Source organism: Vibrio methylphosphonaticus (assembly GCF_023634655.1).
Lineage (GTDB): Bacteria > Pseudomonadota > Gammaproteobacteria > Enterobacterales > Vibrionaceae > Vibrio > Vibrio methylphosphonaticus.
Genome location: NZ_JAMKMS010000018.1, coordinates 41,041 through 61,422, shown reverse-complemented (window position 1 = coordinate 61,422; position 20,382 = coordinate 41,041). Strand labels below are relative to the sequence as shown.

Sequence of the window (20,382 nt, the reverse complement as noted above, 5' to 3'; positions counted from 1 at the left end):
GCCCCAATCTAAATAGGACTTATTATCATAAATATGACTAGTACGAATGACACTATTAGCCGCTCTTGGTTGATAACACAAGTAAAAACTCACAAGTCTCGACTCATTGGTGCAAATTTAATCGCCATCATTGCCACATTAATTAGCGTCCCTATCCCACTACTAATGCCACTTATGGTGGATGAAGTGCTCCTAGATCAACCTGGTTTAGGGCTCAGCTATATGAACATTCTTCTCCCTAGTTCTCTCGAAACGCCCATAGGTTACATTGGTCTAACGCTCCTCCTAGTTGTTCTAATGCGTGCGTTTAGCCAAGCATTCAATATTTTGCAAAGTCGTCAGTTCACTTTAGTGTCCAAAACCATTACGTATCAAATTCGTTGTAAAATGATAGATAAATTGGGGCGAATCAGTATCCGTCAGTATGAAACGCGCGGCAGTGGCGGTATCAATGCCCATTTAATTACTGACATCGAAACAATTGACCAGTTTATTGGTTCGACACTTAGTAAGTTCATCGTCAGCTTTCTCACCGTCTTTGGTACTGCGATCGTCCTACTCTGGCTAGACTGGCGACTGGGACTGTTCATTTTACTGGTCAATCCCGTCGTTATCTATTTTTCTCGCAAATTAGGCGGTATGGTTAAACACCTCAAGAAAAAAGAAAACCAAGCCTTCGAAGGGTTTCAAAATCGCTTGGTTGAAACACTTGATGGTATCTATCAGCTACGAGCAGCAAATCGTGAACGCGAGTTCTTACAGCAACTAAAAGTTCAAGCCGACCAAATCCGTGTTAACGCAGATAAATACGCGTGGCAATCAGAGGCCGCTAGTCGGGTCTCCTTTCTTCTGTTTCTCATCGGATTTGAATTGTTTCGTGCGGTTGCTATGGTAATGGTGTTATTTAGTGACTTAACCATTGGACAAATCTTCGCCGTATTTGGCTATCTTTGGTTCATGCTAGGTCCAGTTCAAGAACTTTTAGGTATTCAATTTTCTTGGTACAGCGCCAAAGCAGCTTTAGTGCGAATCAACTCACTCTTGGATCTGGAAGAAGAAGCGAAAACCGTCAGTAAAATCAATCCATTCCTGGATGGAAAACAGGTTGATGTCGCAATTCAGAACGTGAGTTTTTGTTATGACGATGAAAAAGACGTGCTCCGTAATCTATCCCTCACTATACCCGCAGGTAAGAAAGTGGCGCTCGTAGGGGCTAGCGGTGGTGGGAAGTCTACGCTCATACAATTACTTATTGGTGTCTATACACAACAGCAAGGCATCATAAATTATAATGATTCTGACAGCCGAGACATTGGTTTTGACATAATTCGAGATAAAATTGCTGTTGTTTTACAGCAACCTATACTATTCAATGACAGCATAAGGCATAATCTGACGCTCGGACGTCACTATGATGACCACGAAATATGGAATGCCTTGGACGTCGCTCAACTGCAAGACGTCACGGGAAAATTAGTTGATGGTCTTGATACTGAAATCGGTCGAAATGGTATTCGTCTTTCCGGTGGACAACGACAACGACTAGCGATTGCTAGAATGATATTAAGCAATCCGCAGTTTGTCATACTCGATGAAGCAACGTCGGCACTAGACACCTCTACCGAGGCGGCCTTGCATATCGCTTTAAGTGCTTTTTTGGAAAACCGGACAACCCTAATCGTTGCGCATAGGTTGTCTGCGGTCAAACAGGCGGATTTAATATATGTGTTGGAAGATGGACAAGTTACCCAAACCGGGACTCACATTGAATTGGTTGAACAACAAGGCTTATATCAAACCTTGTATGGTTCGGTGCAATCCGCAAGTTAAGCGTGACGAAATAAACGCATCGTACACGTATTTTGGAGTTTACGATGCGCGTTGTTTCTAACTCACAAGATCCACAAACAGGTAACCAGCTCGAAAACCAAAATATTCGGCTGTGCCAGTGTTGCGAATTACCAGTCTCCGTCATTGGATTGGATAAAGGATATAGTGCTGACTGCCCTCGTTGCGGTACCCAACTTTACCGCAGTGAACATCATTCTATTAATGGCAATTTAGCAATTGCCATTACTTGTCTGTTACTTTTTATTCCTTCGCACTATTTTGACTTCATTACCATTAGATTGGTGGGGGTCATGATTCAAGGCACGTTGTTTGAGGGTGTCTTAGCATTAAATCAAGAAGGCTATCCGGGGCTTGCGTTGCTAACCCTTTTTTGTCACACCATTGCACCCGTTGCTATGTGTACCGCGGTACTCACCACACACCTAGCATTACGGTTTCATTGGTTTAAAACGCTCAAGTGGTCTTTAAGCATACTGACACACAGTAAACACTGGATGATGTTAGATGTTTTCCTCATTAGTATTGCCATTTCATGTTTCAAGCTACAAGACTATTCCGATATCTATATCGGTCATGCACTATACAGCTTAGTACTGCTGCAGGGCCTGAGCGTGTTACTTGTGTGTCGCATTAGTGTCCGGCGCTACTGGGAAGCATGGAAACCAGAAACCTCTTATCCTTTTTCCGTAAAAGAGATTCACTGCCACAGTTGCCACCTTTCGCAAAAAGAAGCGGAGCGATGTGTACGCTGTGAAGCTAAACTTCATCATAGAAAACCATATTCATTACAAAAAACATGGGCGTACCTTATTGCTGCATCAGTAGCGATTTTGCCTGCTAACTTGATCCCCATATCGATTCTTATCACCAACGGACAACGGTTAGAAGATACTATTTTCTCTGGCGTTGCTTCGCTGATCAATAACGACATGATCGGCATCGCCATCATTATTTTTGTCGCCAGTATCGTCGTACCCGTTGCGAAGATATTAGGGTTGGGGTATCTGCTTTTTTGTATACAATTTGATAAAGTGAACAATCACCGTTTTGAGATGACCGTCTTTCGGATCATAAAATGGATCGGGAAATGGTCGATGACTGACCTCTTTGTCATATCGATTATGTTGACCTTGGTAGACCGAGGGCAAATTCTTAATTTCACACCGGGCTTCGGCGCGGTAGCGTTTGGTATTGTTGTCATATTCACCATGTTTGCGGCCGAGAGTCTCGACCCTCGCCTACTTTGGGATAAAAAGACAACATCCTCTTCTGTATTAGACACTAAGACGAGTATTAGCGGTAATGAGTAACGAGACTAAACAACCCATGTCGTTCAACCCTGAAGTAAAGAAAGATCGTCGGATTTCACCGCTTTGGATCCTGCCAATTTTGACACTCATATTAGCAGGCTGGCTATTGGCAAAAGCCGTGCATGATGCTGGCCAGCGTGTTCAAATCTATTTCTCCGACGCTCAAGGTCTTATCGCTGGACGCACAACCATTAGATATCAGGGTCTAGAAGTTGGGATGATTCGTGATATCAACTTATCCAAAGACCTCAGTAATATATATGTCGATGCGGATATCTACCCTGAAGCGACCAAGTTGCTCGGCGAAGACACTAAATTCTGGTTAGTGAAACCATCGGCATCTTTATCGGGCATTTCAGGCCTAGATGCGCTCGTATCGGGTAACTATGTCTCTATTTATCCCGCAACAGAAACTGGTACCAATAAAACGAAGTTCCAAGCATTAGATACCGCACCTGCAGAATTGGCAGCGAACGACGGTTTAACCGTGACTCTGAACGCACGCGATCTTGGCGGTATTTCCGTCGGTTCAAAAATTGTCTATAAAAAGATACCAATTGGCGAAGTATACAGTTTCAAACTAGACGAAGACGCGGAAGGCGTACTTATCAAGGCCTCCATTGAACAACAATTCAGCCATATTATTACGGACAAGAGTCGCTTTTGGAACGTCAGTGGTATTGGCGCCAATGTTGGCTTTCAAGGCGTCGATATTCGTTTAGAAAGCTTAAGCGCCATACTGGCTGGCGCGATTGCCGTTGATTCACCAGATAGTGGTGCACCCGTCGAGAAAGGCACCGCTTTTAAACTCTATCGCGATTTAAAAACGGCTGGTCGTGGTATCCCGATATCCATCACTCTACCAGACAATAGCAATTTAAAAGCTAACGGCTCTCCTATCGTTTACCGAGGGTTAGAAATTGGGCAAATAAATAACCTCGCTCTTAATGATGAACGTGACTCCATCATTGCTTCGGCATCTATCGAACCCGCCTTTAGTGATATGCTAAATGAAGGCACGCTATTCTTACTCGAAGAGGCGAAAGTGTCGCTATCTGGTGTCGAGAATTTATCAAATTTAATCACGGGTAACTTTTTAACATTGGTTCCAGGCAATGGTGGCAAAGCCCGCCAGTTCGACGCGATTAAGCAAGACGAGTTTGATCGAGTAAAAGCAAAATCTATTTCTATTCGCTTGTTGTCCGAAAACTCTTTCGGTTTAGAGCCAGGGAGCAGCGTATTGTATCGCGGTATTCCTGTTGGCTCCCTTACCTCCGTCGAACTCGTCGACGATCAAGTTGCCATGGATATTGCCGTTGATATCGAATACCGAAACCTTATTCGAACCCAAAATCGATTCTATGTCACAGGAAGCGCCACTGCAGAGCTAACAAAAGCAGGACTTAATGTGACCGTTCCTCCTGCAAAACAATTGCTTACCGGTTCGATAAGTTTTGTGAGCGAAGGCAAAACAACCGAGCGCGTTGAGTTTCCGTTATTCAAAACCAAATCATTAGCGGAGTTAGCCAAACACAATCAATCTGGTTCCATGAAACTGGCACTGTTTGCCAACGAATTACCGCCAATTCAAGAAGGCAGCCCGATTCTTTATCGCAACATGCAAGTGGGCAGTGTAACGGATTTCTCATTAGTCGATGGTGGGGTCTACATCAATACCTCCATTGACAACCGCTACAAACATTTAATTACAGCACAAACTGTTTTTTGGAATCGCTCTGGAGTGGAAGTGGAAGCCTCATTGTCTGGTATTAGCGTAAAAGCGGCACCGCTTAAGACGCTAATTGACGGTGGTATTGCCTTTGATTCCATGCCAGGCATCGAAAATAAAACCGGCAGAAGCTGGAAGCTGTACCAAGACTTTAATGACGCAAGAAAGTTTGGTGCTTCGGTTCAATTAGTCACCACGACTTCAGACCAACAAATAACCAAAGGCATGCCTATTAAATATCAAGGCGTGAAAGTTGGTGAAGTCATGTTGACACTCCCCGACTTTACCCATGAACGCGTTGAGGTTACCGCTCGTATTCTGCCTGAGTACGTGGAACAAATCGCTAATTCAGAAGCCTACTTCTGGTTGGTTAAACCTGAATTTGGTTTAAGTGGCGTGAAAAACTTGAATGCGCTGGTCTCCCAATATATCGCGGTTGAACCGGGCAAAGGAAAAGCACAAAAGCAATTTAAGCTCTTTGATTTCCCTAAAGTCGAGAATGGCATTGAGTTTACACTGCAAAGCGAAAACCGTGGTTCCGTCAAAGAAGGAACGCCTATTTTGTATCGTGATATCGAGATTGGTCGTGTTACTGACGTAGAACTTGGTCCATTTGCTGATAGAGTAATATCAACCTTTCAAATTGAGCCAGAGTTCGCGTATTTAGTTCGAGCCAATAGCGTGTTTTGGAACGTATCTGGCGTCGATGTTCAGATTGGCCTTTCCGGCGCGAGCATTAAAGCCGGTACAATGGATAGCCTAATTCGTGGCGGCGTGACCTTTTCAACGCCAGAAGGCACAGAACTTCAACCAAGAGCAAGTGAAGGTCAGAGCTTCTACCTCAACCAATCTGGCGATCCAAAATGGAAAGAATGGCGAACCGCGATCCCTGCCCCTTAGATAAACTCACAGTAAAATGTCTAACGCTATAAAATCACTCAGATAAGCCCGCAAACGCGGGCTTTCATTTTCTGTTCAGTACAGTTCAGGTTATAATTCAGAAAATACTTTCTAACCAGCAGGCTCTATTTTGCACTCTAACGTCTATATCCCTGACGACTTTCTAACACACATAGCCACTCAACTACCCGCCCATCTAAACATGGATGACTTTGTTGCTGCTTGCCAAAGACCGTTACGAAAGAGTATTCGTGTCAATACCCTCAAACTGACCGTTGAAGCCTTTTTGGCTAGGGCAAAGCAAAATAATTGGTCGCTCACCGCAATCCCATGGTGTGATGAAGGATTTTGGATTGACGCCGATGAGAGCCAAGTACCGCTAGGAAATACCGCAGAACACATGGCGGGCTTGTTTTATATTCAAGAAGCGAGCTCTATGCTCCCTCCGAGTGCCCTTTTCAATGGTAAAACCGACTTTGAAACCGTACTCGATATGGCTGCAGCACCCGGTTCAAAGACAACGCAAATCGCCGCACTCATGGAGAATAACGGCATTTTAGTCGCGAACGAGTTTGCTTCTAGCCGCGTGAAGGTTCTACACGCCAATATTGAGCGCTGTGGTGTTAGAAATGCGGCACTTAGTAATTATGATGCTCGAGTATTTGGTGGTTGGCTACCAGAGCGCTTCGATGCCATCTTGTTAGACGCGCCATGTTCCGGTGAAGGCACAATTCGAAAAGACGCCGATGCAATGAAAAACTGGAGTCTTGAGTCCACCAATGACATCGCCGAAACACAAAAAGATCTTATCGAAAGTGCATTTCATGCGTTAAAAGTCGGCGGGACACTGGTCTATTCAACATGTGCGCTGAGCTGCGAAGAAAACCAACAAGTCATGCAACACCTTCAAGATACGTTTGGTCACGCGGTTGAATTCGAGTCTCTAGAGCACTTATTCCCTGATGCCAACCTCGCGACAACACCAGAAGGCTTCTTACATGTTTACCCTCAATTATTTGATAGTGAAGGGTTTTTCATTGCAAAAGTCAAAAAAAACTCGTCTACAACACCGCCTTTAGTAAAGAAAAGACTGGGTAAATTTCCATTCCAAAAACTATCGACTAAAGAATCCCAAGACGCTACGTTGTCACTTGAATCCACATTCTCTATTGGTTTTCCTGAACATAGTGACCTTTGGAAACGCGATAACGACCTATGGCTATTTCCAACCGCGCTCGAACCATTACTGGGTGAATTTCGCTTCTCTCGCATGGGCATAAAAGTCGCGGAGCAACATAAAAAAGGCTATCGCTGGCAACACCAAGTTGCTACAGCACTAGCAAACACCGAAGCGGATACGGTCGAAGTAAGTCAATCCGATGCCCGAGAATGGTATATGGGCAGAGATATTCGCCCTGAAGGGTTAACAGGAACCGGTGAGGTCTTTGTTAGCTACAACGATATCGTCATAGGATTAGGCAAATGGGTAGGAAATCGCATTAAAAACGGCTTACCTAGAGAGTTAGTTAGGGATAAAAATCTTTTCTAACCCAGAGGCATAGCGGTTTCATACTGTTAGTACCGCTATGCATATCGCTTTTTTACCGTTTTGTACTACACTTTAGGGGTTATCAACGCAGACTTAAGCACGTGATATGAAGGGTTCGTAATGTTTGATAAAGGTACGTAATGTTTAACTCTGACGTAACTAAAACATTAATGTCACCATCGCTTGCTTAACACACTTGGCAGTCGTAAACCGAATGAAGTTCAAAGCTGTATCGCTAATTTATCGGCTTCAAAGGTAAAATAGTGAGAATTGAGAAAGAAGTAAGTAACTAGCAATGACGTGGTTAGTACAAATACAACAGTTAGCGTAGGCTCTCCATGAGCCATTCCCCTAGGCCCAAATCAGGATCAGTTTTGGGCCTCTTTTTCGTCATTAACACGCCAATTTTATAGGGTTTGAACCGACACTTTATCGGTTTGTAATTTCAAACATTTCTACTCGTCTTCGCTTTTCAAGCGTATACCATCTTTATCGATAGTGATTTTACCCTGCTTGAATAAACCACCAATGGTTTTTTTGAAGGTCCCTTTACTGGTTTTAAACGTTGTAAAGATCGCTTCTGGCGTCGACTTATCACTTAACGGTAAGAATCCACCCTTCTTCTCAAGCAAAGTTAAAATGCTTTCACTTAAGTCGTCCATCTTCGCCGTACCAATCTTTTGCAATCTCAGATCGATTTTTCCATCTTCACGGACCTGTTTTACAAAGCCTTTAAGTCGTTTACCAACAAATAGCTTACCAAATACATCCGATTGGAAGATCATGCCCCAATGCTCGCCGTTAACAATGGCTTTATAGCCGAGTTCACTGCGCTCGGCGATGATTAAATCGACTTGCTGGTTTGTAGTGTAAACCGCAGGCACATTATCCAACCATTTGTTGAATTTAGTCGTACCAACAATACGACCAGATGCTTTGTCGGTATAAACATAAACCAAAATATTTTGGCCAACGACTAAACGCCCACGCTGCTCACTAAATGGAATGAGAAGGTCTTTTTCTTTGATGCCCCAACTTGCGAATGCACCAACGCTGTTAACGCCTTCAATTGTCATCACACCCCACTCGCCAACTTGTGCTACAGGCTTATTTGTGGTCGCCGCGATTTGGTTATCTGAATCAAAATAGAGAAAAACATCAATGCTATCGCCAATTTTTACCCCTTCCGGTGCGTATTTTTTGGTTAGCAAAATTGATCCATAATCTTTGCCGTCTAAAAACCAACCGAAGTCTGCTTCTTTCATCACTTCCAGCTGGTTCATTTGACCTACATTTATCATTATTTTATCTCTATTGGGATTATTCGGGCGATTATACCTGACTCGCTTTAAGATGCTAGTTTCTACGTGTTCTGGTATGCTTATCGGTATCAATACAAACGGAGAAGTTGTTTGATTTCTGTCGATAAACAAGATGCTATCACGTTAAAAATTGCTCACGCGATGGCGAATACAAAAACCCTAGACTTAGATGTTTTCCTATTTATACCGGGAGAGCTTGATCTTGAGTCACACCAGGTTTCCGAATCAGATTTTTATCACAACTCATTCTCGCAAAAACGCACCTATTTCAGTACGGAGACGTTACTGCCTCTTATTCACTCTCGACTCGCTAAGCGTGGTCGTTTATCTAACACCCAGTATCGTGTCAGTTTAAGCTTGTTCGCCTACCAGTATGTATTTGCATTGGATAATGCGGTTTCTACGCTCATCAACTCTTCAAAAGAAGAAGTCACCGCAGATGAAATTGATGAAGTCATCGAATTAGCCATTGATATATTAAGAAAAATGCGTCGAGCCGTTCCCTATGAGGAGAATCTTAAACGCTACTATGCCAATATCGACAACTATCTTTCTTGGTATACGGGTCAGAAGTTTTTGTCGCTTGTCGTTGCACTGCCTAACAGCAAGTCATACACACCACTCAAAGAGCGTCTTATTACTATTGTTGAGAAAGAACAAGCGCACCGAAACCTCAATAATTATAATTCCGAGCAAGTGCGTAAAGACTCCACTCGTCTGAGTAATAAAATGCGACTATTAAGGCGTTTGATTGAGCACCCTATCGTGTTACAAGAAAAACTCACATCAATGGGGAACAACACCAAGCGTGTCATTAAGGGGTCGGCGACCGGGTTAGTCATGTTATTCGTTACCACTGCGATAATTTTAGCAAGAGATTACCTGGGCGAAATTACCGCCTCTTTTATCTTATTCCTGTCCGTCATTTATGCGCTTCGTGAGGTATTTAAAGACGACCTGCGCGACATTTTATGGCGTTGGATCCAACGCGGCAAGCCCAAATGGCGTAGACGTTATATAGATCCGACAACAAAAAAAGAAGTGGGTCGAAAAATTGAATGGTTGGATTTTGTGTCTTTTGAGCGGTTGCCCGACCGCATAAAGAAGATACGAAAAAAGCGAGTCGTACAGAGGGAAGAAAAGATTCTGCATTACCGCACTCACACCACCATGGCAACATCAAAATTTACCAGTGGGTATGATCAAACCCGTGAAGTGATTAACATTAACTTTCGTACGCTTACTCGTCTGATGGATAAAAGTAATAACCGTTTCTTCCGCTTACAAGAAGGGCAAGTAGTAAAAGAGTCGTTAGAAAAGCGTCACCTACTTAATTTAATTATTAAGGAGAACAATTACGACACAGAACCACTCTATTATCGCTGGAAGATAGTCCTCAATCGTTCGAAGATCGTGGCCATTGAGCAGATACCACTTTGATAACAAAGTATTAATCGGTTAGACAACGCCATTAATGTACTGTTTTCTTAGCGATTTTCTTCAAAGATAACACCAGTGAAAATTCAGCCATAGGCTCATCACCGTGTAACGATGGACAGATGGCTGTAATTTTTACTGGGTGATTCACCCGCTCTCCTGTTGCCAGTGTCTCGTCTAGCATGCTATCAATCAGAGCTCCATCATCACAAATAAAATGAACGTCCGCTTCGGGACGTTTGAAAAATTTACCCTCCACCTCTTTAAACGCAAGTGAGACTTTCTCCCCTCTCTGCTGCGCCTTATTCATTGCCATGTATCCACCAGCAACATCCGCACCAACGGCAAGAACACCAAAATACATACTGTTTAAATGATTTTTAGTCCGTCGCTTTAAAGGGATTTTGATCTCGACTTTGCTTTGATCAAGCTGAAGGATTTTAGGTCGACATAGCCAAATGAAGGGAACTTTGAATAAACCAAAGGTATTGAGATATAAATTAGCTTTATTCAGCGGTGATAACATGTCTTTCCCTTTACGCGACTACTCATCAGACCAGTAAACAAGAAAGCACCCAAAATGTCAAAAAAATGTTACTAGACTGCGAGGGCGTATTTAACTTCCGAGGTATACCGACAAGTGAAATACGAAAATTCAACGCGAATACGATAAGTGACGGGAAAACTAAAACGCTCCGAAAATTAAAGGCTAAAGGTAAGAACCATTAGCCTTTTATATCTATGATTGCCAAACTGATGATTGCCAAACTGATAAAAGATCCGTGACGGGATCACGCATCAATTGTGTTACGCTGTCACATAGACATCAATCTTCCCTAATTCCTCTAGTTGTAGAGCAAGATTAGGATAATCCGTCAGTGATCCGATAACCACAATAGCGGGTTTTTTAACATCTTTCGCCGTAATCACCGCGTCTCGAACCAACTTTAACACAGCCTCACTTTGCGGGTCATACAAGTGAGCAAGTTCATCTTGATGACGATCTACGCCGAGTGTCAGTTGAGTCAAGTTATCAATTTTTAACACCAACCCATCGAAATATTGCAGTAGACGCTCCGATAACAACACTGCGGATGGCGTATCACAAGCAAACAAAATCTTCAGGCCGTTAAGTCCACGTGGCAAGCCTTGCTCGGCAAGTTGATCAATGATTTTTGCCGCGTCACTCAAGGCTCTTACGCAAGGCACGATAATCTCGACATTAATTCCCTGCTCTCGCAACGTCTTTAGAACTTGGCACTCTAAAGCAAATGTAGCGCTATAGGCAGCTGATGCGAAACGAGATACGCCACGAACACCCAGTGCTGGGTTAACCTCTTCAGACTCGACTTTCCCCCCGAGCAGGGCGCTCATGCCATAGCTATCTGCATCATTCAACTCTATACGGACTACTTTATGGCTAGGTTGAACGGCCGATACAATTTCCGCAACAAGGGTTTCAACAAAAAAATCCGGTGCTTCACGGCCACCTAACAACGCGTTGATCGCTTCCAATTCAACATTATCCAGTTCATCACCAAGCTGAGCATAATCAGGATGAAAAAATATTTTTTCCATAATGAGTTCAGCAATTGACACATACAAATGGTCGGCTTCCGCTGCTTCTGAGTAACTTGGGAAAACATGACCGAGGCTCAGTGATGCTAAGGGAATGTTTGGACTTTCTTTCTCGCTTTCGTAACTCATGACTGCTCCGTGCTTTCTTAACTCTAACTAAGAGCAAAATACCGACTCAACCTTCTGAATACAAGGCATGATTAGTAATAAACATGATCTATTTTTACCACAGCCCATACCGTGCTTAAACTGCGTTATTCTTAATCAATTAAGCGCCCATATTTAGTGGTAATCCCTCGCCAACTAAGGAGATTGCCATTAATAGTTTATTTGACCCGGTATTTCCGCTATCTTTACCGCTTCGAAATTATTACGTAGGCTGCCCCATGCCATTAAAAACAGATGAACTAAGAACTCAGGCACTAGGCCCAATGCCCACTCCGCTAGAGTTAAGTACAACTCATCCTATAACAGATGATGTTGCGACAAGAATTGCCGATTCTCGCCGTCAGATTGAAAATATTCTAACTGGAGAAGATAACCGTCTTCTTTGCATTGTTGGCCCGTGTTCTGTCCACGACACCGATGCAGCGCTTGATTACGCGAAGCGCCTAAGTGTGATCCAAGACCAATACCGTGATGAGCTTTTCATTGTCATGCGTACCTACTTTGAAAAACCACGTACAGTCGTGGGTTGGAAAGGCTTGATCACTGACCCGAACCTAGATGGCTCTTACGCCCTTGAAGCGGGTTTGAACAAAGCTCGTGGCCTGTTGCTCGATATCAACAAACTAGGTTTAGCAACGGCAACAGAATTTCTAGACATGATAACCGGGCAATATATTGCTGACCTTATCACTTGGGGAGCCATTGGCGCTCGTACCACTGAATCTCAGATCCATAGAGAAATGGCCTCAGCACTATCTTGCCCAGTCGGGTTTAAGAATGGCACCAATGGCAGCGTCAAAATAGCAATGGACGCGATCCGAGCAGCACGTGCGTCCCACTATTTCTATTCGCCAGACAAAAACGGTCGTATGACTGTGTATCGCACCAGTGGCAACCCGCATGGGCATATTATTTTACGTGGTGGGGATACAGGTCCAAACTTTGATGAAGCCGCGATAACTGCCGCTTGTGAACAGCTTGCTTCATTTGACCTACCGCAGCGACTGGTCGTCGACTTTAGCCACGCTAACTGCGAAAAGCAGCACCGCAAACAGCTGGATGTGGCGGAAGAAATCGGTCGTCAAATCATCGCAGGCTCTCACAAAGTAGCGGGCATCATGGCTGAAAGCTTCATTGAAGAAGGTAATCAGAGCATGAACGACATCAATAACCTCGAATATGGGAAGTCAATCACTGACCCATGTCTAAGTTGGAGCGACACTGTTGATATGCTAAACATTCTCGCCGACGCGGTAAAACAACGTAATAGTAAGGAAATCTAACATGCCATCATTTGATATTATCTCTGAAATAGAGACGGTTGAATTGCGTAACGCGGTCGACAACGCCAATAGAGAGATCACGACACGCTTCGACTTCCGTAACGTTGAAGCATCATTCACTCTAAATGGTGAAGTCGTTAAACTGTCTTGCGAAAGTGACTTTCAACTAAAACAAATGCGTGACATCTTACGTGGCAACCTTACTAAACGTGGTGTCGATGTTGGTTCAATGGAGTCAAAAACCGCCGAGCAATCTGGCAAACTTTGGCATCAAAACATTGAATTCAAGCAAGGTATTGAAACCGCCGTCGCTAAAAAGATCGTCAAAGCAGTAAAAGACGCAAAAATCAAAGTACAAGTTTCGATACAAGGCGAGAAAGTTCGTGTTACCGGTAAGAAACGTGACGACTTACAAGCAACGATGCAACTCGTTAAAACTGGTGAGCTTGGACAGCCTTTCCAGTTTGATAACTTCAGAGACTAAACTCGATAGTCACACCGTTTGCTGAATGTTTCATCAGCAATACTAGTAAATAAAAAAGGGCATCAGCCCTTTTTTATTTTATTCGCCCTAATTCAATCACATCATCCGTTTCTTTGAGCAGACGATAAGCTGACGACGCAGGGTCAATAAATACCACCACTCTTTGCCCATCCACTTTACATTGGCGAATCTGCTCGGCCACCTCAGTAATATCTTGAAACGACAACCGTTCCGCATCACGTCTTACCAAGTCAACAAAACCAAACGGGCAGGCTTTATCATAGAAAACGATCTCCGCTTCTTGCATCAAGCGTAATGCTCTCAGCGGAAGAAGCTCAGGGTCATCGCCAAACTCAATCCATGTGCATGACTCTGAAAATGTGACCGGCTGCTCCACCATTCGTTGATAAGCCAGTTCAATATCTTGGTTGTTAACGCAGCACATCACGTCCGGCTTTCTAAAAAACAACTCCCAAAACTTTCGTCGCTCATCAACAGAAGGAAAGCGTTGCTTTATATCTGTTCGCTTACTGGCGGCAAAATCCGCTAGCTGAGCCGTGTTCATGGGTAAAACCGTTTCGATTTTTTCACGTATTCCTCTAATCAGTACGGGAGAAGACCCGCCACTTGAAATCGCGATTTGGATGCGACCTCGGTTTATTATAGAGGGCGTAATAAAGTCACAATATGGCGTATCATCCACAACATTAACAAGGATACGTAATTTTTTTGCATCTTTATGCACTTGATGATTTAGGCTTGGGTTGTCTGTTGTTGCCCAAACTTGTACATAATCAGTCGTCATCAATTCTGGTTCATAAAATCGCTGTATCCAATGACACTTGTCCTTTTCTATCAGTTGCGCAAGATATGGCTCTACCTTAGGCGATACGAGGGTAACCCGCGCCCCAGCGCGCAACAGCATATCTATTTTACGACACGCGACCTCCCCTCCACCTATAACAAGCACAGGCTTTTCAAACAAATCCATAAACAGTGGAAAGTAACGCATAAATTTCCCTTTTAAAACGAAATAACTATTCATTCAAACTCACTAAAATGGTGCAGCTTTGTCACCGAGACACTCGTCACAAAACAATTTTCCACTAAATTTTTAGAGAAAATAAGCACAATATCCAGAGTTTACCTCAAAAAACAAGTTAATAATTTAAATTAACGTTTCTTTAACAAATCAACCTCTATAGCACCAAGTTGGTGTTTAGTTGCACTATTTACAAAACTATTACGTTTCGTCATTCTAACAATGGTTAAAGACGAGTAACTACTCAAAACATCTTTTAAATTAATAATTTGAGAAATCATTAAACATTATCTACGCTTTAAACGGTTGTTACAACTGGTAGAAAATTAGCTCTATTATTAAGAACTTAAGATGCACCAAAATCATGACCAGTACAAAACAATGACTAGCACATTGTATTCAGGATGGACCTGATTTACACGGAACTTACAGGAAGGATACACAATGGCAAAGAACCTCACTCTAATCGCATCTTTAGTCGCTGCTTCAGCGGCTATGGTAAGCACGTCAGCATCTGCTGCTGACAGTACACTAGAGAAAGTCACTAAAGCAGGTGTTTTAACTTGTGGTGTGAGTACGGGTCTCCCCGGCTTCTCTAACCCTAACTCAAAAGGTGAATGGGAAGGGATTGATGTTGAATACTGCCAAGCTGTGGCAGCGGCAGTACTTGGTGATAAAACTAAAGTAAAATATGTTCCTTTAACCGCTAAAGAGCGTTTTACTGCTCTTCAGTCTGGCGAAATTGATGTACTTTCTCGTAATACCACTTGGACCCTGCACCGCGATAGCGCTCTAGGTCTAAACTTTGTCGGTGTTAACTATTACGATGGCCAAGGTTTCATGGTAATGAAAGATCTTGGTGTGACCAGTGCTAAAGACCTCGATGGCGCTTCTGTTTGTGTTCAATCAGGTACGACAACGGAACTCAATTTAGCCGATTACTTCCGCAACAGCGGCATGTCCTACAAGCCAGTGGTATTTGATACTGCTGCACAAACCTCAAAAGGCTTTGATGCGGGACGTTGTGATGTTCTAACGACAGACCAATCAGGTCTATATGCTTTGAGACTGAACCTCAAAGATCCAAGTTCAGCGGTAGTACTTCCAGAAATTATCTCTAAAGAGCCTCTAGGCCCTGTTGTTCGTCAAGGCGACGATCAGTGGTTCAACATTGCTAAGTGGACACTGAGTGCCATGATCAATGCTGAAGAATACGGTATTACCTCGAAAAATGCAGATGAAATGCTTAAATCGACCGATCCAAACATCAAGCGTATTCTAGGTGTTGATGGACCAAAAGGTAAAGGTCTAGGCATTAATGATGATTGGGGTTATCAAGTTATCAAGCAAGTCGGTAACTACGGCGAAAGCTTCGAGCGAACTGTTGGTACAGGCTCTCCACTTGCCATTGACCGTGGTGTCAACGCACTTTGGAATGCTGGTGGTTTCATGTATGCGCCACCAATCCGCTAAACGTATCAAATAGCTGAAAGCGAACCTCGCTGTGAGTTATTTGCACTACAACTAGTGCTTCGAAATACATAATGCTCCAAAACAAGGGCGGTTTATCCGCCCTTTCTCAAAGGATTTGAGGTTATAGCTGTATGAAACCTACTAATACTCAAGTCGCACCGCAGAAAAAACCTGCGAAAAGCGCAAATCTCCTATACAACCCTACCTTCCGTTCCGTTGTTTTCCAAGCTATCGCAATTGTGGCGCTTGGTGCTTTTTTCTATACGATTGTCACCAATGCGCTCGACAACCTTGCCGCTCGAGGAATCGCAACAGGTTTTGATTTTCTTTCAGAAGAAGCCGGATTTGGTATCGGGTTAACGCTCATTGAATACGATGAAACATTTTCTTATGGTAGAACCTTTTTTGTTGGGCTACTAAACACGGCTCTTGTCTCTGTCCTTGGTATCGCCTTCGCTACAGTACTAGGCTTTGTCATTGGTATTGCTCGCCTTTCTTCTAACTGGCTCGTGAGTCGATTTGCTGCGGTTTACATTGAGATATTCCGTAATATCCCACTGCTCCTACAAATCTTCTTTTGGTATTTTGCCGTACTACAGGCGCTTCCTTCGCCACGACAGAGTATGAGTTTGGGTGAAGCCATTTTCCTTAACGTTCGTGGCTTGTACTTCCCTGCCCCTGTTATGGAAGCAGGAAGTAGCATCGTCATTGGTGTCTTCATAATTGGCCTAATTACGACGATTGGCGTTAATATATGGGCTAAAAACAAGCAGAGATTAACCGGGCAGCAAACCCCTATGCTACGCATTGCCTTAGGGCTACTCGTTGGATTACCACTGGTTGCGTACTTCATCATGGGAATGCCGATTTCTGCAGAATACCCCGAGCTTAAAGGGTTTAACTTCCGCGGTGGGATTAGCATTATCCCAGAGTTAGCGGCATTAACCATCGCGCTCAGTATTTACACCGCTTCATTTATTGCAGAGATCGTTCGTTCAGGTATCAATGCGGTCAATCATGGTCAAACTGAGGCGGCGATGTCTCTTGGTTTACCTCGAACTCGTACACTGAAACTGGTCGTGATCCCGCAAGCGATGAGAATCATCATTCCACCGTTAACGAGCCAATACCTTAACTTAACCAAAAACTCATCTTTAGCGATGGCTATTGGTTATCCAGACTTGGTCTCTGTTTTCGCGGGCACAACTCTGAACCAGGTTGGGCAAGCGATTGAAGTTATTGCGATGACAATGGCCGTCTATCTAACCTTAAGTCTAGTCACTTCCGCGTTAATGAATGTGTATAACCGTAAAGTTGCTTTGGTGGAGAGATAATATGTCGCAGCATCAATTTCAGCCGGACCTTCCGCCACCAGCTAACACGGTAGGTGTTGTCGGATGGCTCCGAAAAAACTTATTTGATGGTCCCGTCAATTCAATACTGACCATTATTGTTAGTTACATCTGCATTACGTTACTCTGGCAAGTTGCCAACTGGGCATTTATCAATGCTGATTGGGTCGGTACCACTCGAGATGCCTGTTCACGAGAAGGCGCTTGTTGGGTATTCATCAGCGTACGCTGGGATCAATTCATGTACGGCTTCTACCCGGAAGCTGAGCTCTGGCGACCACAGTTATTTTATGCAACGTTAGCGCTGTTTGTCGCTTTGCTTGCCTATGAAGGAACGCCTAAGCGCTTGTGGATTTTTTTGTTTTTTGTAAATATTTATCCCTTCATCGCTGGAGCATTGCTATATGGTGGCGTATTTGGTCTAGAAGTCGTTGACACCCATAAATGGGGCGGTCTACTTGTCACCCTAATCATCGCATTGGTCGGGATTATTGTCTCCCTACCTATTGGTGTGGCATTGGCTCTCGGGCGACGCTCTGAAATGCCAATCATACGAAGTATATGTACCGTGTATATTGAGGTTTGGCGTGGTGTGCCGCTCATTACCGTCCTATTCATGGCATCAGTGATGCTGCCACTGTTTTTAGCAGAAGGTACGGAAACTGATAAGCTGGTTCGTGCGCTAGTCGGTGTGGTGTTGTTTAGTGCCGCCTACATGGCAGAGGTAGTCCGAGGCGGGTTACAAGCGATTTCTAAAGGGCAATACGAGGCGGCGGACGCTCTAGGTCTTAGCTATTGGAAAAAAATGGGGTTAATTGTTTTACCTCAGGCATTGAAGATCACTATTCCTTCAATTGTGAACACGTTTATTGGTCTTTTCAAAGACACCAGTTTGGTACTCATCATTGGCATGTTTGATGTATTGGGTATTGGCCAGGCAGCAAACACCGACCCCGAGTGGTTAGGGTTTTCTACCGAAAGTTATGTATTTGTCGCGTTAGTGTTCTGGGTGTTCTGCTTTGGCATGTCGAGATATTCGATATGGCTAGAGAACAAACTGCATACCGGTCACAAACGATAAAACGGAAATTCAAGGACGTATTATGACGCAACAAGAAGATTACATGATCCAACTGAAGGACATGAACAAATGGTACGGTGAGTTTCACGTACTAAAAAATATTAACCTAGAGGTGAAAAAAGGCGAAAAGATCGTTATTTGTGGCCCTTCTGGCTCAGGTAAATCGACCATGATTCGCTGCATTAACCGACTGGAAGAACACCAAGCCGGTAATATTTTTGTCTCGGGAACTGAGTTAACCGAAGACTTAAAGAATATCGAAGCCGTCAGGAAAGAAGTGGGCATGTGTTTCCAACACTTTAACTTGTTCCCACACCTAACGGTATTGGAGAACTGCACACTGGCTCTGATCTGGGTTAAGAAGATGCCTAAAGAGGAAGCCGAGTCGATTGCCATGAAGTATTTGGAACGCGTTAAGATCCCGGATCAAGCTGAAAAATACCCAGGGCAATTATCGGGTGGTCAACAACAACGCGTTGCGATTGCTCGATCACTATGCATGAGCCCTCAGGTTATGTTGTTTGATGAGCCCACTTCTGCACTCGATCCTGAAATGGTTCGTGAAGTACTCGACGTAATGGTAGAGCTTGCCGACGAAGGGATGACCATGCTCTGTGTAACCCACGAGATGGGTTTTGCTAAAGAGGTTGCAGACCGAGTTATCTTTATGGATGCAGGCGAAATCATTGAAGAAAACAACCCTATTGATTTCTTCGAGAATCCTCAATCAGACCGAACGCAAAATTTCTTGAGTCAAATATTGCACCATTAATGTCTCAATCATCAAAAGGCGACGGAAACGTCGCCTTTTTTTGTGGATTCAATCATTTGCAACGCAGACATATTGTGTTACATCTTACTACATACATAAGCAACTATTTTTATTATGATTTTGTAAAGTGACTTATAATAGGAAAGCTTGATTTTTTGAACAATCGGCCCCATAACTAGTCATATAAGAAAGTTAATCATCTACGAGGAAGATTATGAACGGTCCTATGGTATCTCGCACTTCGTCTGAAGCGAGCGTTCTGCAAACGAACAAAGTATTACGTAACACCTATGCCCTACTATCTATGACTTTGCTTTGGTCGGCGGTGGTAGCGGGTACTTCTATGGCGATGGGATTACCTCGTCCTGGTATTATCATCACTCTGGTTGGCTTCTACGGGTTACTTTTCTTGACTGAGAAAAACCGTAACAACTCAATGGGACTGGTATTCACATTCCTGTTTACGGGCTTTATGGGTTACACCATCGGTCCATTGCTAAATATGTACATTGGCGCGGGCATGGGCGATGTAATCGTCACGGCTCTTGGTGGTACAGCCTTATCGTTCTTAGCAGCATCTGCGTACGCACTGACAACGAAACGTGACCTTTCAATGCTTGGTGGCTTAATGCTGTCATTGTTTGTTGTTCTGATTGTAGGCATGATTGCTAGCATCTTTATTCAGTCTACTATTATGCATTTAGCACTTAGCAGCTTGTTTATCGTGTTCTCAACTATGGCGATTTTGATGACAACGCAAGGCATTATCCGTGGTGGCGAGACGAACTACATCTCTGCAACCGTTACGCTTTTTGTTTCTATCTACAACATCTTCATCAGCTTGCTAAGTATTCTTGGCATCATGAACGACGACTAACCTGTCGACGCTAGATTGAATAAAACCCGAGTTTATCTCGGGTTTTTTATTGCCAAATATGTCTCAGTTTATTCACCTGCCCCCTTCCTCACTTTCTATCTTCCTCACTTTCTATCTTTCTATCTTTCTATCTTTCTATTTTACGGCATCCGTTACCGAATCATTTAACAACAT

At 43.6% G+C, this 20,382-nt stretch carries 16 protein-coding genes; 12 read left to right on the top strand and 4 right to left on the bottom strand.

What is annotated here, in order from left to right:
• The first annotated feature begins 33 nt into the window (after positions 1 to 33).
• The 4 genes from M9196_RS18680 to rsmF all read left to right on the top strand — a co-directional run bounded on the left by M9196_RS18680 (position 34) and on the right by rsmF (position 7,339).
• Positions 34 to 1,830 (top strand): ABC transporter ATP-binding protein, encoded by a 1,797-nt coding sequence (locus M9196_RS18680; protein ID WP_250619022.1) that lies wholly within the window; start codon positions 34 to 36, stop codon positions 1,828 to 1,830.
• Between the two features lie 44 nt (positions 1,831 to 1,874).
• Positions 1,875 to 3,161, top strand: coding sequence for a paraquat-inducible protein A (locus tag M9196_RS18675; protein WP_250619021.1), 1,287 nt, complete (start codon positions 1,875 to 1,877; stop codon positions 3,159 to 3,161).
• Positions 3,154 to 5,790, top strand: a complete 2,637-nt coding sequence (locus M9196_RS18670) for an MlaD family protein (protein WP_250619020.1) — start codon at positions 3,154 to 3,156, stop codon at positions 5,788 to 5,790. The genes M9196_RS18675 and M9196_RS18670 overlap by 8 nt, the downstream gene beginning before the upstream one ends.
• A 130-nt stretch (positions 5,791 to 5,920) precedes the next feature.
• Positions 5,921 to 7,339 carry a 16S rRNA (cytosine(1407)-C(5))-methyltransferase RsmF gene (gene rsmF, locus M9196_RS18665; protein ID WP_250619019.1) on the top strand — a complete coding sequence of 473 codons (1,419 nt, stop codon included), beginning with the start codon at positions 5,921 to 5,923 and terminating at the stop codon, positions 7,337 to 7,339.
• 455 nt (positions 7,340 to 7,794) lie between these two features.
• Here the strand turns inward: rsmF and M9196_RS18660 are convergent, their stop codons facing one another.
• Entirely contained in the window at positions 7,795 to 8,640 is an 846-nt protein-coding gene (locus tag M9196_RS18660) for a CvfB family protein (protein ID WP_250619018.1), read from the bottom strand.
• Between the two features lie 111 nt (positions 8,641 to 8,751).
• Between M9196_RS18660 and M9196_RS18655 the strand changes: the two genes are divergently transcribed.
• Positions 8,752 to 10,101 (top strand): hypothetical protein, encoded by a 1,350-nt coding sequence (locus tag M9196_RS18655; RefSeq protein WP_250619017.1) that lies wholly within the window; start codon positions 8,752 to 8,754, stop codon positions 10,099 to 10,101.
• A gap of 31 nt (positions 10,102 to 10,132) precedes the next feature.
• Here M9196_RS18655 and M9196_RS18650 read toward each other — a convergent pair whose 3' ends face one another.
• Both M9196_RS18650 and M9196_RS18645 read right to left on the bottom strand, forming a co-directional pair.
• Entirely contained in the window at positions 10,133 to 10,624 is a 492-nt protein-coding gene (locus M9196_RS18650; RefSeq protein WP_250619016.1) for a PaaI family thioesterase, read from the bottom strand.
• A 281-nt stretch (positions 10,625 to 10,905) separates the two neighbouring features.
• Positions 10,906 to 11,805: a putative PEP-binding protein gene (locus M9196_RS18645; protein WP_250619015.1), complete on the bottom strand. Its 900-nt coding sequence runs from the start codon at positions 11,803 to 11,805 to the stop codon at positions 10,906 to 10,908.
• Positions 11,806 to 12,062: 257 nt separating this feature from the next.
• On the opposite strand from M9196_RS18645, the gene M9196_RS18640 reads away from it, so the two are divergent.
• Positions 12,063 to 13,127, top strand: a complete 1,065-nt coding sequence (locus tag M9196_RS18640) for a 3-deoxy-7-phosphoheptulonate synthase (protein ID WP_250619014.1) — start codon at positions 12,063 to 12,065, stop codon at positions 13,125 to 13,127.
• Between the two features lies 1 nt (position 13,128).
• Positions 13,129 to 13,611: a YajQ family cyclic di-GMP-binding protein gene (locus tag M9196_RS18635; RefSeq protein ID WP_250619013.1), complete on the top strand. Its 483-nt coding sequence runs from the start codon at positions 13,129 to 13,131 to the stop codon at positions 13,609 to 13,611.
• 73 nt (positions 13,612 to 13,684) lie between these two features.
• Here M9196_RS18635 and M9196_RS18630 read toward each other — a convergent pair whose 3' ends face one another.
• On the bottom strand, positions 13,685 to 14,623 hold the full coding sequence (locus M9196_RS18630) for a precorrin-2 dehydrogenase/sirohydrochlorin ferrochelatase family protein (RefSeq protein WP_250619012.1): 939 nt from the start codon (positions 14,621 to 14,623) through the stop codon (positions 13,685 to 13,687).
• Between the two features lie 474 nt (positions 14,624 to 15,097).
• Between M9196_RS18630 and M9196_RS18625 the strand changes: the two genes are divergently transcribed.
• The 5 genes from M9196_RS18625 (at position 15,098) to M9196_RS18605 (ending at position 20,208) form a co-directional block, all read left to right on the top strand.
• Positions 15,098 to 16,126 (top strand): amino acid ABC transporter substrate-binding protein, encoded by a 1,029-nt coding sequence (locus M9196_RS18625; protein ID WP_250619011.1) that lies wholly within the window; start codon positions 15,098 to 15,100, stop codon positions 16,124 to 16,126.
• A 131-nt stretch (positions 16,127 to 16,257) separates the two neighbouring features.
• Complete coding sequence (locus M9196_RS18620) at positions 16,258 to 17,460, top strand: amino acid ABC transporter permease (RefSeq protein WP_250619010.1); 1,203 nt, start codon at positions 16,258 to 16,260, stop codon at positions 17,458 to 17,460.
• A gap of 1 nt (position 17,461) precedes the next feature.
• Positions 17,462 to 18,559, top strand: coding sequence for an amino acid ABC transporter permease (locus M9196_RS18615; protein ID WP_250619009.1), 1,098 nt, complete (start codon positions 17,462 to 17,464; stop codon positions 18,557 to 18,559).
• A 22-nt stretch (positions 18,560 to 18,581) separates the two neighbouring features.
• The gene (locus M9196_RS18610; protein ID WP_250619008.1) at positions 18,582 to 19,331 is read left to right on the top strand and encodes an amino acid ABC transporter ATP-binding protein; all 750 of its coding nucleotides are present in this window, start codon (positions 18,582 to 18,584) and stop codon (positions 19,329 to 19,331) included.
• Positions 19,332 to 19,545: 214 nt separating this feature from the next.
• Positions 19,546 to 20,208, top strand: coding sequence for a Bax inhibitor-1/YccA family protein (locus M9196_RS18605; protein WP_250619007.1), 663 nt, complete (start codon positions 19,546 to 19,548; stop codon positions 20,206 to 20,208).
• Positions 20,209 to 20,382: the final 174 nt, after the last annotated feature.

Excerpts from the sequence above, each read along its gene's own strand:
- M9196_RS18650 (WP_250619016.1), bottom strand. The coding sequence starts at position 10,624 with ATGTTATCACCGCTGAATAAAGCTAATTTATATCTCAATACCTTTGGT.
- M9196_RS18610 (WP_250619008.1), top strand. The coding sequence starts at position 18,582 with ATGACGCAACAAGAAGATTACATGATCCAACTGAAGGACATGAACAAA.
- M9196_RS18625 (WP_250619011.1), top strand. The coding sequence starts at position 15,098 with ATGGCAAAGAACCTCACTCTAATCGCATCTTTAGTCGCTGCTTCAGCG.
- M9196_RS18630 (WP_250619012.1), bottom strand. The coding sequence starts at position 14,623 with ATGCGTTACTTTCCACTGTTTATGGATTTGTTTGAAAAGCCTGTGCTT.
- M9196_RS18645 (WP_250619015.1), bottom strand. The coding sequence starts at position 11,805 with ATGAGTTACGAAAGCGAGAAAGAAAGTCCAAACATTCCCTTAGCATCA.
- M9196_RS18680 (WP_250619022.1), top strand. The coding sequence starts at position 34 with ATGACTAGTACGAATGACACTATTAGCCGCTCTTGGTTGATAACACAA.
- M9196_RS18620 (WP_250619010.1), top strand. The coding sequence starts at position 16,258 with ATGAAACCTACTAATACTCAAGTCGCACCGCAGAAAAAACCTGCGAAA.
- M9196_RS18675 (WP_250619021.1), top strand. The coding sequence starts at position 1,875 with ATGCGCGTTGTTTCTAACTCACAAGATCCACAAACAGGTAACCAGCTC.
- M9196_RS18660 (WP_250619018.1), bottom strand. The coding sequence starts at position 8,640 with ATGATAAATGTAGGTCAAATGAACCAGCTGGAAGTGATGAAAGAAGCA.
- M9196_RS18615 (WP_250619009.1), top strand. The coding sequence starts at position 17,462 with ATGTCGCAGCATCAATTTCAGCCGGACCTTCCGCCACCAGCTAACACG.
- M9196_RS18640 (WP_250619014.1), top strand. The coding sequence starts at position 12,063 with ATGCCATTAAAAACAGATGAACTAAGAACTCAGGCACTAGGCCCAATG.
- M9196_RS18635 (WP_250619013.1), top strand. The coding sequence starts at position 13,129 with ATGCCATCATTTGATATTATCTCTGAAATAGAGACGGTTGAATTGCGT.
- M9196_RS18605 (WP_250619007.1), top strand. The coding sequence starts at position 19,546 with ATGAACGGTCCTATGGTATCTCGCACTTCGTCTGAAGCGAGCGTTCTG.
- M9196_RS18670 (WP_250619020.1), top strand. The coding sequence starts at position 3,154 with ATGAGTAACGAGACTAAACAACCCATGTCGTTCAACCCTGAAGTAAAG.